Source organism: Alteromonas sp. G4i35 (assembly GCF_054960375.1).
Map to the genome: position 1 here is coordinate 1 of NZ_JBHNZD010000047.1, position 13668 is coordinate 13668.

At 45.1% G+C, this 13668-nt stretch carries 15 protein-coding genes; 9 read left to right on the top strand and 6 right to left on the bottom strand.

The genetic code is table 11. The features are described from left to right. Nucleotides 1-76 precede the first annotated feature (76 nt). The 4 genes from trkA to def all read right to left on the bottom strand — a co-directional run bounded on the left by trkA (nt 77) and on the right by def (nt 4311). Entirely contained in the window at nt 77-1456 is a 1380-nt protein-coding gene (trkA, locus tag ACFI6L_RS19670) for a Trk system potassium transporter TrkA (protein WP_014947726.1), read from the bottom strand. Between the two features lie 64 nt (nt 1457-1520). Next, nucleotides 1521-2840, bottom strand: a complete 1320-nt coding sequence (gene rsmB / locus ACFI6L_RS19675) for a 16S rRNA (cytosine(967)-C(5))-methyltransferase RsmB (protein WP_462574648.1) — start codon at nt 2838-2840, stop codon at nt 1521-1523. A 2-nt stretch (nt 2841-2842) separates the two neighbouring features. Continuing rightward, nucleotides 2843-3793: a methionyl-tRNA formyltransferase gene (gene fmt / locus ACFI6L_RS19680; RefSeq protein WP_075177134.1), complete on the bottom strand. Its 951-nt coding sequence runs from the start codon at nt 3791-3793 to the stop codon at nt 2843-2845. An 8-nt stretch (nt 3794-3801) separates the two neighbouring features. Beyond that, nucleotides 3802-4311, bottom strand: a complete 510-nt coding sequence (gene def, locus ACFI6L_RS19685; RefSeq protein WP_014947729.1) for a peptide deformylase — start codon at nt 4309-4311, stop codon at nt 3802-3804. 216 nt (nt 4312-4527) lie between these two features. Between def and ACFI6L_RS19690 the strand changes: the two genes are divergently transcribed. From ACFI6L_RS19690 to ACFI6L_RS19720, 7 genes are all read left to right on the top strand, one after another. Next, nucleotides 4528-5601, top strand: a complete 1074-nt coding sequence (locus ACFI6L_RS19690; RefSeq protein ID WP_014947730.1) for a LysM peptidoglycan-binding domain-containing protein — start codon at nt 4528-4530, stop codon at nt 5599-5601. Nucleotides 5602-5640: 39 nt separating this feature from the next. After that, nucleotides 5641-6750 (top strand): DNA-processing protein DprA, encoded by a 1110-nt coding sequence (gene dprA, locus ACFI6L_RS19695; RefSeq protein ID WP_014975255.1) that lies wholly within the window; start codon nt 5641-5643, stop codon nt 6748-6750. A 1-nt stretch (nt 6751) separates the two neighbouring features. Continuing rightward, nucleotides 6752-7228, top strand: coding sequence for a DUF494 family protein (locus tag ACFI6L_RS19700; protein WP_014947732.1), 477 nt, complete (start codon nt 6752-6754; stop codon nt 7226-7228). 85 nt (nt 7229-7313) lie between these two features. After that, complete coding sequence (locus tag ACFI6L_RS19705) at nt 7314-7856, top strand: DNA topoisomerase family protein (RefSeq protein ID WP_014975256.1); 543 nt, start codon at nt 7314-7316, stop codon at nt 7854-7856. Between the two features lie 44 nt (nt 7857-7900). Further along, nucleotides 7901-8506, top strand: coding sequence for an L-threonylcarbamoyladenylate synthase type 1 TsaC (tsaC, locus tag ACFI6L_RS19710; protein WP_014975257.1), 606 nt, complete (start codon nt 7901-7903; stop codon nt 8504-8506). Further along, nucleotides 8503-9435: an oxygen-dependent coproporphyrinogen oxidase gene (gene hemF, locus ACFI6L_RS19715; RefSeq protein ID WP_075177132.1), complete on the top strand. Its 933-nt coding sequence runs from the start codon at nt 8503-8505 to the stop codon at nt 9433-9435. Before tsaC ends, hemF begins: the two co-directional genes overlap by 4 nt. A gap of 234 nt (nt 9436-9669) precedes the next feature. Then, on the top strand, nt 9670-10350 hold the full coding sequence (locus ACFI6L_RS19720; RefSeq protein ID WP_014947736.1) for an OmpW family outer membrane protein: 681 nt from the start codon (nt 9670-9672) through the stop codon (nt 10348-10350). A 124-nt stretch (nt 10351-10474) separates the two neighbouring features. On the opposite strand, the gene ACFI6L_RS19725 is transcribed toward ACFI6L_RS19720, so the two are convergent. After that, entirely contained in the window at nt 10475-10906 is a 432-nt protein-coding gene (locus ACFI6L_RS19725) for a group II truncated hemoglobin (RefSeq protein WP_014947737.1), read from the bottom strand. Here ACFI6L_RS19725 and aroE point away from each other — a divergent pair. Beyond that, the gene (gene aroE / locus ACFI6L_RS19730) at nt 10905-11744 is read left to right on the top strand and encodes a shikimate dehydrogenase (protein WP_278344609.1); all 840 of its coding nucleotides are present in this window, start codon (nt 10905-10907) and stop codon (nt 11742-11744) included. The two genes, ACFI6L_RS19725 and aroE, sit on opposite strands and share 2 nt — an antisense overlap. On the opposite strand, the gene ACFI6L_RS19735 is transcribed toward aroE, so the two are convergent. After that, nucleotides 11741-12283 carry a gamma carbonic anhydrase family protein gene (locus ACFI6L_RS19735; protein WP_014977871.1) on the bottom strand — a complete coding sequence of 181 codons (543 nt, stop codon included), beginning with the start codon at nt 12281-12283 and terminating at the stop codon, nt 11741-11743. The genes aroE and ACFI6L_RS19735 overlap by 4 nt on opposite strands. Before the next feature lie 176 nt (nt 12284-12459). On the opposite strand from ACFI6L_RS19735, the gene ACFI6L_RS19740 reads away from it, so the two are divergent. Further along, entirely contained in the window at nt 12460-13503 is a 1044-nt protein-coding gene (locus ACFI6L_RS19740; protein ID WP_014977872.1) for a UDP-N-acetylglucosamine 2-epimerase, read from the top strand. Nucleotides 13504-13668: the final 165 nt, after the last annotated feature.

A 13668-nucleotide genomic window follows, 5' to 3' on the forward strand; every position in this document is an offset into this window, starting at 1 on the left:
GGGCGATAAATATCGCCCTTTATTTTTATGTCTTCAACTTTTAATCTTGCGGCACCTATGACGCTTTGCAAAAGCGCTAGCCAAAGAAAAATGCGCTGGGTTGAAACAGCTTTTCCACGTCGTTGATGTACTTCTTATCAACCAAGAACAAAATTACATGGTCGTTTGCTTCAATCTTGGTATCGCTGTGAGCAATAATCACCTGATCGTCTCGAACAATAGCCCCAATCGTGGTACCTGGCGGTAGTTTAATATCGCCTATTTGTTTGCCAACCACCTTAGAGGTATTTTCATCACCGTGCGCTATCGCTTCAATAGCCTCGGCAGCACCTCGTCGTAATGAGTACACGTTTACAATGTCACCTCGACGTACGTGAGTCAGTAGCGCCGAGATAGTGGCTTGTTGAGGTGAAAACGCGATATCTATCTCACCGCCTTGCACCAAGTCCACATAAGCACTTCGCTGGATAAGCACCATGGCTTTTTGTGCACCCATACGCTTTGCCAGCATGGCTGACATGATATTCGCTTCATCGTCGTTGGTAACGGCTATGAAAGCGTCAACTTGCTCGATATTTTCTTCACTTAGCAATTCAGGGTCAGACGCGTCACCGCTAAATACAATGGTTTTATCTAAGTTCGCAGATAAATATTTGGCCCTTTCTGGGCTGTATTCAATAAGCTTAACGTTATGATTGTGCTCTAACTTTTTCGCAAGGCCTGCGCCAATCAAGCCACCACCGGCTATCATAATTCGTTTGTAGCTTGATTCGAGCTTTTGAAGCTCACTCATTACTGCGCGAATGTGCTTGGTAGCGGCAATAAAGAACACTTCATCATCGGCCTCAATAACCGTGGTACCTAACGGGCGAATAGGGCGGCCGCGTCGGTAAATGGCAGCAACCCGGGTTTCAACGTTAGGCATGTGGTCTTTAAGCGCAGATAACGCGTGGCCTACCAATAAGCCACCGTAATAGGCTTTAACCGCAACAAGGCTGGCCTTGCCTTCAGCAAACTCAACCACCTGAAGTGCACCCGGGTAGTCGATAAGACGTTTGATGGCCTTAGTTACCAACTGCTCGGGAGCGATAATGTGGTCAACGGGAATGTCTTGCTGCTTATATAGCTGCTCTTGGTAAATGATGTACTGTTCAGAGCGCACGCGAGCGATTTTAGTGGGTGTTTTAAATAGGCTGTAGGCCACCTGACAGGCCAACATATTGCTTTCATCACTATTGGTTACGGCAATCAGCATATCTGCATCTTCCGCACCGGCCTTACGCAACACATCAGGGTGTGAGCCCACGCCTGTTACTACTTGTAAATCAAGACGGTCTTGAAGTGCGCGCAATATAGTGGGGTCAGAGTCAATAACCGTTATTTCGTTATTCTCACCCACTAAGTTTTCAGCAAGTGTTCCGCCTACTTGGCCGGCCCCTAAAATGATGATCTTCATCGTTATTATTTTGCCTTCATATTCGTGCAAGTCTTAACTGTGTGACGTTGCACAACTATTGAACTCAGTCTGCTGACTTTACCAGCCTCGCATAATAGAAACCATCCATTTGTTGCTCCCCTGGCGTTATCTGGCGCCCGGGTTTATCAACGGTTTCTGTTTTCACTATGGGCGATAACGAGGCATCTGGAGTGTCGGCGAGAAACTGCTGTATTTGCGCCATGTTCTCTTTTGGCAAAATAGAACATGTTGCATAAAGCAGCGTGCCGCCTGGCTTTAATAGACTCCACAATGTTTCTAATATGCGCCGTTGAAGCTGTGCTAAGTTGTCGATGTCATTGGATTTTCGAAGCCAGCGAATATCTGGGTGACGTCGAATCACGCCGGTAGCAGAGCAGGGGGCATCCAGTAATATTCTGTCGAAGGGCTTTCCGTCCCACCAGGTATCAGGATTAGCTGCATCACCTTGCTTGATATCGACAGTGTGCTTAAGGCGAGTCATGTTTTCTTCTACCCGTTTTAGGCGTGTAGCATCAGCATCAAGCGCTAATACGTACTGTGTATCAGGTGCAGACTCAACAATGTGCCCTGTTTTTCCGCCTGGTGCGGCGCAACAGTCTAGAATGCGTTCGTTCGCTTGAGGCTCTAGGTAATGCGCAGCTAATTGCGCTGCCCCATCTTGTACCGCAAAGTGACCTTTTTCAAAACCAGGCAGGGCAGTAATGTCTTCTCGCTTAGTCAGAATTACGGCATCAGCATGGTTTGCGCTAAGGGTATATTCAACCCCTGCTTTATCTAACGCCTGAGTAAATGCTGCCAAGGATGTTTGCAACTTATTTACGCGAAGCCAAATGGGAGCCATGGCATTCGTTTCAGTACGTACCTGCTCGGCGTCGTCACCATAGGCGTTCTCTATTGCCTTAAACAACCACTTTGGCAAGCCGCTGTTTATGATTGCGTCGTCTACAGGTTTGTCTGCAAGGTTCTCTCGCTGAAAATTACGCAGTACCGCATTAACTAACCCTTTTAACCCTGCGGCATTTAAATAAGATGCTGCGGCGACGGTTTCGCCAACGGCGGCGTGGTTGCTAACGCGGGAAAAATTAAGCTGGTACAAACCAAGAAGAATAAGATGTTCTATGACTTTCTTGTTGCCTTTTAGAGGCCTATCCAACAAAGAGCGCAGCCAGTGCTGTAAAAGGGGAAGGCGACGCATTACCCCTAGTGACATCTCTTGAATCCATGCGTTATCTTTGGCGTTGTGTCTGCGCTGAACGCGTTCTAAGCACTCACGCGATGACTTGCCTTGCTCTAAAATTTGATAGATGACCCACGCACAATCTGCACGCAGGTTTTTTTGTTTGGGAAGGGGTAATGGTTTCACGTTTAGTCCGCTTGTGTCAGACAACGACCCACTTCAAACCACGTTTGGCGAGCATTGATAACGTCTGACGCTGGAAGCGCCTTTTTACCTGGAATTTGAAGTGATGTAATGCAAAGCGCATCGCGTCCTGTAGCGATAGTAATGCCTTCTTTATTGGCACCGATTACCGTACCTGGCGTTACATCTTTATTTAACGGAACAACGCTGGCAGACCATACTTTAACGTTCTGATCTTCGACCTGCATCCACGCTACAGGCCAAGGGTTGAAGGCGCGGATATTTCGCTCTATTTGCTCAGCATCGTCTGCCCAATTAATCAGGGCTTCTTCTTTTGATAGCTTTTTCGCGTAGGTCGCTTGAGAGTCGTCTTGTTTGGTGGGCGTGTAACGATCAAATTCATTAACGACCTCAACCAACGCTTGTGGTCCTAGCTCTGCAAGCTTTTCATATAAGGTGGCGCTGGTATCTTCAGAGGTAATAGGTAATGTTGCTATGTGAAGCATGTCACCCGTATCTAAACCTTCGTCCATTTGCATTATAGTTACGCCGGTCTCAGCGTCACCCGCCCAGATTGAACGCTGTATTGGTGCCGCGCCTCGCCACTTAGGCAGAATAGAGCCGTGCACGTTAATGCACCCTAGCTTAGGTGCATTTAACACCGCGGTAGGCAGTATCAGTCCGTAAGCAACAACTACCATTAAATCGGCATTGAGCGAGGCTAATTCTTCCTGAGCGTCTTGAGCTTTAAGCGACTGAGGCTGGTAAACTGGAATGGCGTTTTCTTCTGCTAATACTTTAACCGGACTGGCGGTAAGCTTTTTACCTCGCCCTGCGGGTCTATCAGGCTGAGTGTAAACAGCAATGACTTCGTGCTCGCTCTCGAGTAACGCTGATAGATGTTTAGCTGCAAAATCCGGAGTACCGGCAAAAATCACTTTCAATGGAGTTGTCACGTTATTCCTTAGGCTTTTGCAGCAAGACGCGCTTCTTTCTCAAGCTTTTTACGAATACGTTGGCGCTTAAGCGGTGAAAGGTAATCAATAAACAATTTGCCTTTTAGATGATCCAGCTCGTGCTGAATACAAATCGCTAACAAACCTTCTGCATCCAACTCAAAGCTTTCGCCATTCTGATCTAGCGCTTTTACGGTAATTGATTCGGCGCGCTCAACTTTCGCGTAATTACCCGGCACTGATAAACAGCCTTCTTCGCTAATCGTGGAGCCATCTTTACGAATGATTTCAGGGTTAATAAATACGCGTGGCTCGTTTTGATCTTCCGATACGTCCATTACAACAACTTGAACGTGGCGGTTAACTTGCGTTGCAGCAAGGCCAATACCGTTCTCGTCTTTCATGGTTTCGAACATGTCCGATACCAATTGTTTAATTTCGTCGTTAACCTCTTCAACCGGCTTAGCTACCGTGCGAAGACGTTCATCAGGAAAACTTAATACGTCTAAAATTGCCATTTCTCGCTTACTTCACCTTTTCGCTGTATAAATTCATATACGATCTAATTGCCAGCACACTTTACAGTGCTTATTAAGTTACTATTCTAACGTATATCGGGCTGTTTCGTGCAGTTTTTTACCGAAACCCTATTAGAATACCTAGTTATGCCGATATAGTGCTATTGTCTGAAAAATCAACAATGAGTGACAGTGAATAATTTGCAGGTGGTTAATTTGAAAAAGCGATTGATTTACGCGCGTCGTGCAGCATTGTTTATCTTAGGTGTACTGCTTTCTTTGCCTACCTTTGCGCTGCAGCTAAAAGAGAGCGCGCCAGAAACCTACACAGTAAAGCGTGGGGACACGCTATGGGCAATCGCTAACGTTTTTCTCAATGAGCCTTGGCTCTGGCCTGAATTATGGCGAACCAACACCCAAATCGACAATCCACACCTTATTTACCCGGGCGATGTTATCGTCGTTGGGTATGTTGATGGGCAGCCTGTATTAAGTGTAAAGCGCGACAAGCCTTCCTATAAGCTTTCTCCGGCTACCGATAAGCGAGTAAAACCGAAGCCTGTTGATGTGTTGTCGTGGACAACTATCTCTCCATTCATTAGGCAACATATGCTGCTAGACGAGGAAAGCTATGCTTCGCTACCTAAATTGCTGGGTAATCAGGATGGAAACGTAAGGTTTGCGTCTGATGATTTTGTGTTAAGCCAGCAACAATTCAGTACCGACGATCAGTACAGAGTAGTAAGAAAGCACGCTACGATTAGAAATCTTGATGGGGAAATCCTTGGTATTCAAGTTACCCATGTTTCAACAGCTTCACTAGTGGAAAAAGATGAAGGTAGCAACACGATGTTGCTTTTCATCGACGATGCGAACCAAGAAGCTAAGCGCGGTGATAAGTTAATGGCGGGTGGATTTGAACATCCTGAAGGCTTTGAACTTGTTCCGGCTACTTCGCAGCGAGGCGCAATAGTTGGAGATTTGCATGATCACGATTTACTTGGCAAATACGACGTTGTCATTCTTGATTTAGGCAGTATGGAAGTAGCGCCAGGTACGGTCCTGGGGCTTTACTCACAAGGTCCAGCCATTATTGACGAAGAAAGTCCACGCTATGTAGATGAACCCGGCGCTAACACTGGTGGTGAGTGGTTTATCGATACAGTATCGCAACCCGCGCTTAAAGTAGGTGAAGTTGTTGTGTTTAAAACATTTGATGCGGCAAGTTACGGATTAATAACGCGAGCGAACAAAGGGATAAAGCGCGGCTTTATTGTCGCAAAGCCCTAAGCGTTGCATGGTTCATTGTCGCTCGCATTAGGAGCGATAATGGCACCACAATCTTCTCAGTTAGACAGCGAAACATTAGCATGGATAGCGCTGGCTTCCGCTCAGCGTGTTTCACCTAAACTATGGCTACAGGCTCTCGAAAAATATCAACTTTCTACTGTCGATTTAGGCAGCAACACGTCTTCGCTGCCTAACGAGGTTAAACAACTCACCAACAACATTTCACCGCCTCTTATTGATGCAGCAATAAACTGGCTGCAAGCGAGCGACAATAGACACATCGTGCCGTTGTCATCGCCTCACTATCCAGAATTACTTAAGCAATTGGATAGTCCGCCCCTCGCGCTATTTGCCACGGGAAACAAAGCGCTATTTCAAAAACCACAGATTGCTATAGTGGGAAGCAGAAGGGCCAGCCTTCAGGGTAAGCGTACCGCAACCGACATTGCTTATGGGTTATCTAGTAGCGGAGTTGTAGTGACGAGCGGCCTTGCCATGGGCATTGATAGCGCCGCACATCAAGGTGCCCTGTCTGGTAGCACCGGAACCATTGCGGTAATGGGTACGGGACCTGAAAAGGTATATCCGGCTAAAAATAGTAAGCTCTATGAAGCTATCAACAATGACGGAGGTGTCACCGTTACAGAGTTTTTTCCGGGGCAGGGACCTAAGCCTTGGCATTTTCCAAGGCGAAATCGAATTATCGCAGCGTTATCCCTTGGAACCTTAGTGGTAGAGGCAAAAATTAAGAGTGGCACCTTGATAACTGCGAATTTGGCCGCAGATATGGGGCGAGAAGTATTCGCTGTGCCAGGCAATATCGCTAACGCTTACGCTGAAGGTTGCCACTGGTTAATCCAACAGGGCGCCAAATTAGTAACAAATATAAGCGATATTCTCGATGAAGTTGGCGTTCAGCCTGAACAACTAGGCTTGAATGTTGACGAGCAAAACGAAAAAAGTACAGCGAATAGCTTGGCAACCGATAAATTATTAGCTAGTGTGGATTATGACATCACCGCTATTGATGTCATAGCCCAGCGCAATGCCATATCTGTATCGCAAGCAATGGCATCATTATTAGAATATGAGTTGCGTGGTTTAGTGGCCGCTGTCCCTGGTGGTTACGTTAAATTGAGGGGAAAATAATATGTTCGATATCCTCATGTATCTGTTTGAAAACTTCATTCACAGTGAAACGGAAATTCGTGTTGACCAAGACGAGTTAACGGAAGAGCTTGTGCGCGCAGGATTTCATCACGATGAGATTTATAAAGCCCTCGCATGGTTAGAAAAGTTAGCGGCACTGCAAGAGACGGACATCAAACCGTACTTTTGCAAAGGTATTAGCACTAGCTTAAGCCGTATTTACACGCATGAAGAACAAATGCGTTTAGATGTGGAATGTCGCGGTTTTCTTATGTTCTTAGAACAGGTTAATGTGTTGGATGCCTCCACACGCGAAATGGTTATAGATCGCGTTATGGAAATTGATTCCAATGAATTTTGCTTGGAAGACCTGAAGTGGGTTGTGCTAATGGTACTATTCAACGTACCTGGCAAAGAGAAAGCCTACGCACAAATGGAAGATCTTTTGTTCGAAGAGCCAGATGGTGTTCTGCATTAATGCAGTTGTAGTCACTGGTATTTGAATCTTTACTTAAAAATGCGCTGTGAAATTACAGCGCGTTTAAGGCCTTAACGTCCAATACATGTCTAAAATAGACCATTCACTCTTTTCAGCGCACGAGCATGCTCTCGATGATAATTTCGGAGATTGCCCCGAGTGCGGTAAACCTCTTCATATAAAGAACAGTAAATCCGGCCCTTTTATCGGGTGTACGGGCTATCCGGAATGTAGCTTTAGTAAGCCACTGCACGATAAACAAACCACCATACTGAAAACCTTAGACGGTGTAGCCTGCCCTGAATGCGCATCCGACTTAGCCATAAAGAAAGGGCGGTTTGGCATGTTTATCGGCTGTACCAATTTTCCTTCATGCCATCACATAGAGCCCATTAAAGAAAAAGAAGATACTTTGGTGGATTGTCCAAAGTGTAAGAAAGGGCATCTAATCTCGCGTACTAACAAATACGGCAAACAGTTTTTTGCGTGCAACCATTATCCACAATGTCGATATGTGCTAAATTTCACGCCGGTTAATGAAAGCTGCCCAGACTGCGGTTGGGGAGTATTGATAGATAAAAAGGGGCAGTTACAGTGTCCTCAGCCTAGTTGTGGCTTTAAAAAGTAATTATACGAACAACTAAAGAAGAACTATACGTAGAGATTAAAACCATGTCTGATATCCAAAATGGGAACGTAAACACGTTTACCCCCGTTGAGGCTAACTCACCTGAAGTAGACCCTGTTGTTGCCGCATTCCAAGCTGGCAGTTTAATCGTTTATCCAACCGAAGCGGTAATGGGCATCGGATGTGACCCCGACAATGAAGCCGCTGTAAATGCGCTGTTAGAGATAAAACAGCGACCGGTAGAAAAGGGCGTGATATTGATTGCAGCAAACTACAGTCAGCTACTGCCTTATGTTAACGACAACGCCATTCGCCCTGACAGACGCACCGATATTTTTTCGAGCTGGCCAGGCCCTAATACTTGGCTATTACCTAAGTCGTCATCTGCGCCAGTTTGGTTAACCGGCAAGCATAGTAAAATAGCGGTGCGCGTAACTAATCACCCTGTAGTAGTGGAATTGTGCAACAAGTTAGGTAAACCGTTAGTTTCTACAAGCGCTAACCTGACCGGCCAACCGCCAGCCATCACCACTGAAGAAGCAAAAGCCGTATTCGCTGATTCCGTTTTTTATGTAGAAGGGGAAGTAGGCGGTGCAACTAAACCCAGTACCATTCGCGATGGTGACACAGCAGAGGTAATAAGAGCATGACATCAGCAGAATTACTGGACGGTAAAAATGCCGCTGAAGTAATAGAACAAGTAAAAAGCTATTTACTAGGGCTGCAAGACACCATTTGCCAAACCCTTGAACTTGCCGATGGTAAGGGCCAGTTTGTTGAAGACAGCTGGCAGCGAGAAGAGGGTGGCGGTGGCCGCTCTCGAGTACTAAAAAATGGTGCGGTGATTGAACAAGGCGGCGTTAACTTTTCCCATGTGTTTGGCAGTCAAATGCCGGCATCAGCAACGGCTAATCGGCCTGAATTAGCAGGAAGAAACTTTCAGGCTATGGGTGTATCACTCGTTATTCATCCACATAACCCGTATATCCCCACGTCACACGCTAATGTTCGCTTTTTCATTGCAGAAAAAGAGGGCGAAGCACCTATCTGGTGGTTTGGCGGCGGCTTCGACTTGACGCCATTTTATCCGTTTAAAGATGACGTTGTACACTGGCATGATACCGCTAAAAAATTATGTAAGCCGTTTGGCGATGATGTCTACCCTAAGTATAAAAAGTGGTGCGACGACTACTTTTACTTAAAGCATCGCAATGAAACCCGCGGAGTGGGCGGTTTATTCTTCGACGACCTGAATGAATGGGGCTTTGAACAGTCATTTGCATTTATGCAGGCTGTTGGTAATGGCTTCATCGATGCTTACGTTCCTATTGTTGAGCGCCGTAAGCAAACCGATTTCGGCGAAAGAGAGCGTGATTTCCAACTTTATCGCCGGGGCCGCTACGTTGAGTTTAACCTTGTATTCGACCGAGGCACTTTATTTGGACTGCAAACCGGCGGGCGCACCGAATCTATCTTAATGTCGATGCCGCCGCTAGCGCGCTGGGAGTATTGTTATACACCTGCACCGGGTAGCGCCGAAGCCAAGCTGACAGACTGGTTAAAACCTACTGATTGGTGATTAATTATTAAATAAGGCTGCGCTTAAATCCTTAAGCGGACCGCCGATAGCAGCTTTCACCTTTAATGACTAAAAAACGCCGCATTAACGTTAATGCGGCGTTTTTTTTGATCTATATCAAGGTCGAATATCTTCAGTGTTTCAGTGAGTTATCAAGCTTGCGCTGGATCAATGTTTCTCATAACTACAGGCGTAAAGTAGCCCTATCTTAGTTAACCACAAATGAGACATATCATGCGCAAACACTTTTTATCTGCATCTGCACTTTGCCTTACTCTTGCTGCACTCTCACCTTTAGCTAGCGCTCACCAGCAGGGCGACTGGATTGTTCGTGGCGGTCTTACTACCGTTGCTCCTGACGAATCTACTTCTAACATCGTCGCGGGTGGAACTGATCTTGGCGTTGCCCTTAATATCGATAACGATACTCAGCTAGGTTTAAATGTAGCGTACTTTATTACTGACAACATTAATATTGAGCTGCTTGCCGCAACGCCGTTTAAGCACGACGTTAATTTTTCTGTTGCTGATCCGTTAGGGACGGGTAACCAGCTTGGTGAAGTCACGCATCTTCCTCCTACGCTTACCGCAAACTACTATTTTAATGATGCCAGCTCTGCGTTTCAGCCGTACATTGGTGCAGGTATCAACTATACCTTTATCTTTGATGAAGAGTTTACAGGTGCGAATGAAACAGCTGGCTTAAGCGACCTTTCGCTTGATAATTCATTTGGCTTGTCAGCACAGGTGGGAATGGATTACCAAATTGATACCAAATGGCATGTTAATGCATCGGTTCGATTCATTGATATAGATACCGAAGCAACCTTCAAAGTGGGTGATGCTGCTGGAAAGGTAAGTGATATTGAAATAGATCCTTGGGTGTATACCTTATCGGTGGGTTACACATTCTAATTATTAGTTCTACGCCTTATTAACTATTAGGCTTTCACAATTGCACTACTTTATGCGCCATAAAGAGCGTAGACAGTAACAGGGGAGTTGCGCGTTAAAAGGTTAATCCTTTCAACGCGCTTTTTTATTTTGTATTCACCATGTGATTGGCGAGTTGATCAAGTGCGTCTATCAACTGTTGAGCTAAGGCGATATCTTCAACCGTTTTAAACATGGCTTTTCGCATGCAATACATCCACTGCGCTTTTAACTCCGGTGTTACGGTATAAGGTAGGTGGCGTGCACGCAGACGCGGGTGGCCATACTGCTGCTGATAATCATCAGGACCACCAAGCCATAAACTTAAATAGAGAAAGAACACGTGGCGAATTCTGTCTAATGGCTGGGGGTGAATAGCTAGCAGTTCATTGGCGAGTGGATCGGTTTCCATTATGTCGTAAAACGTATTTGCTAATTCCCGTACTTTCTCCTCTCCACCTATACGTTCATATGGTGTACTCTGCGAAGCACGATTATCGCTTTTCTTCTTTATATTAAATAAGTCTCGTATTCCCATGAAAAAATTCGCTGTATTCGGAAATCCTATTGCACAGAGTTTATCACCAACTATCCATCAAATGTTTGCTGAACAAGTGGGAGAAAAGATTTCTTATGAAAAGATACTTGCGCCAGTAGATGGTTTTGTAGATGCCGCCAACGCGTTTTTAGCTCAGGAAGGCGCGGTAGGTTGTAACGTCACTATGCCTTTTAAGCTTGATGCATTCAACTTGGCAAAGGTAGATGACCAAGCAGCCAAAGATGCACAAGCTGTTAATACGCTAATGAATGGTGACAGCGGTGAAGTGTGGGGATACAACACTGATGGTGTAGGGCTGGTAAACGACTTGCTTAACAGCGGTGTGGAAATTAAGGGTAAGCGCGTGTTGCTTATTGGTGCCGGCGGCGCAGCCCGTGGCGTAATCTCCCCGTTAATAAAAGCAGGGGCCGCTTCTTTAACCATTGCAAATAGAACCAAAGCAAAAGCTGAAGAAGTAGTAAATGCTGCCTCTAACGCTAAAGTGCAGGTGGTCGCGCTTGAGGATATCGCAGATGTTGCGCCTCATATTATTATTAATTCAACAGCCGCCAGTTTAAGCAATGAATTGCCGTGCCGTTTAAATGATGGTGTTTTACAAAATTGTGAAGTGGTGTACGACATGGTTTATAAAAACTCACCCACGCGCTTTATGAGAGAGGCGGCCGAACTTGGTGTTAAAACACAAATAGATGGGTTAGGGATGCTGGTTGAGCAAGCGGCTGAAGCATTCTACATATGGACACAAAAGCGCCCCGATACTTCAGATATTGTAAAACGTGTCAGGGCTATCGTTGAGCAAGGTGAGAAGCGAAACTAGTTCGCTTCTTCAAGGTACTCATCTTTCAATACAACATAGTTAACGGCAGATTGTTTCAGGAATGCCATTTCGGCGTCGTTGAGCGGTCTTTTCTTTTGCATGGGGTTTCCAACGTAAAGAAATCCGCTTTCTAATCTTTTGTTCGGCGGCACTAATGTACCTGCACCAATAAACACATCGTCTTCAACAACAACACCATCCATTACAATAGCGCCCATGCCAACGAGAATTCGATTACCCAACTGGCAGCCGTGCAGCATACACTTATGCCCAACGGTAACGTCCTCACCAATAATAAGTGGGAAGCCGTTGGGGTTTTTCTCAGATTTACGGGTAACGTGTAAAACACTGCCATCTTGAATATTAGAACGGGCACCAATACGAATTTTGTTCACGTCGCCACGAGCTGCTACCAGCGGCCAAATACTCGCATCATCTTCTAAAACTACATCACCGACGATTCTTGCCGAGCCATCAACATAGACATTCTTTCCTAATGTAGGAGAAACACCTTTAAAACTGATTACAGGTTGTGCCATAGAACTCTCTTTAAGCGAAATTATGCAGGACATGGTAAGCCTTTTTTAAAGAAATGCATAAAACACATTAACATTTGATGATTAATCTTGTTATCGATAGCTAGCTTCAATCTTTTAAAGCGACAATGCTGATATACTATAGAAAAAAATCAAAATGCTATTTCTACGGAGAGTTCATGTCAAAGCGCTATGTACTATTTGCGGCACTGCCTTATTCCTATTCAATATTGCGACCTATTCAATCTGAGATAAGAAAGCGTGGTGGTGAAGTAGCGTGGTATCTGGAGCATAGCTGTGAAGACTTGTTACTTGCCGATGAGAAAAGATTAGCAACAGTTGAAGAGCTTGTTGAGTTCAATCCCGACGCGACTTTGACTCCCGGTAATTACATTTATCATTTTATTCCTGGTATTAAGGTAGGCGTATTTCATGGCTACTTTATTGGTAAGCGTGGCGAACAGACCTATCAAGAAGATTCCCATTTCCGCATTCGCGGGTGGTTTGACTTAATTTGTACACAAGGACCAAGCAGTACAGCACCCTATAAAATTCTAGAACAGCAGCATGGTAGCTTTAAGGCTTATGAAACAGGATGGTGCAAGGTCGATACCTATATAAAAGGAAAACGCCCGCCGGCATCAAATCCTCCAACGATACTTTACGGAACAACGTTTACTAAAGGTATTAGTTCGGCCGAGTCGGTTTTTGAAACTATCGAGAAATTAGCTAAAGAAAGAGACTGGAACTGGATCCTTACATTTCATCCTAAACTGCACGGCTCCGAAATTGTGGAACGTTATAAACAATTAGCTGCGTCTATAGATAACGTTAAATATCTACATAACGTTGACTTAGACAGTGTGAACGAAGCAAGTGTGCTTCTTTGCGATAGTTCATCCATCATTCTAGAATTTATGATGCAAGAAAAACCGGTGGTGACGTTCCGCAATACTAATCCAGGTCCTCATCTAATAGACGTGACAGAAACAAGTGAAATTGAAGCGGCTATAGATTACGCGCTTACGAAGCCTATTGAAGTAATTGATGCAATAAATGCTTATGTAGATCTTCATGAGAAATACAGGGATGGTCGTAATAGCGAGCGCGTTTTAGATGCTATTGATGACTTTATTCTCAAATACAAAGGAAAGCTAAAGCCGCATAAGCCTGGAATATGGCGTAAATTTCAGATGAGAAAGAAGACGGGATACTGGAAATAGGGTGTTTTTGCTGAATAAACGAGCATTCAAAACGAATATGACACTTTTTTTAAAATAAGTGTTGACGTGAGCGCTCATTTCCCTAAAATGCGCATCCGCTTCGGGGGAAAAGCAAAACAGCAAGCCTCCTGAAGTAAGTCTCTACTACCTTTGTAGGCCAGTAAG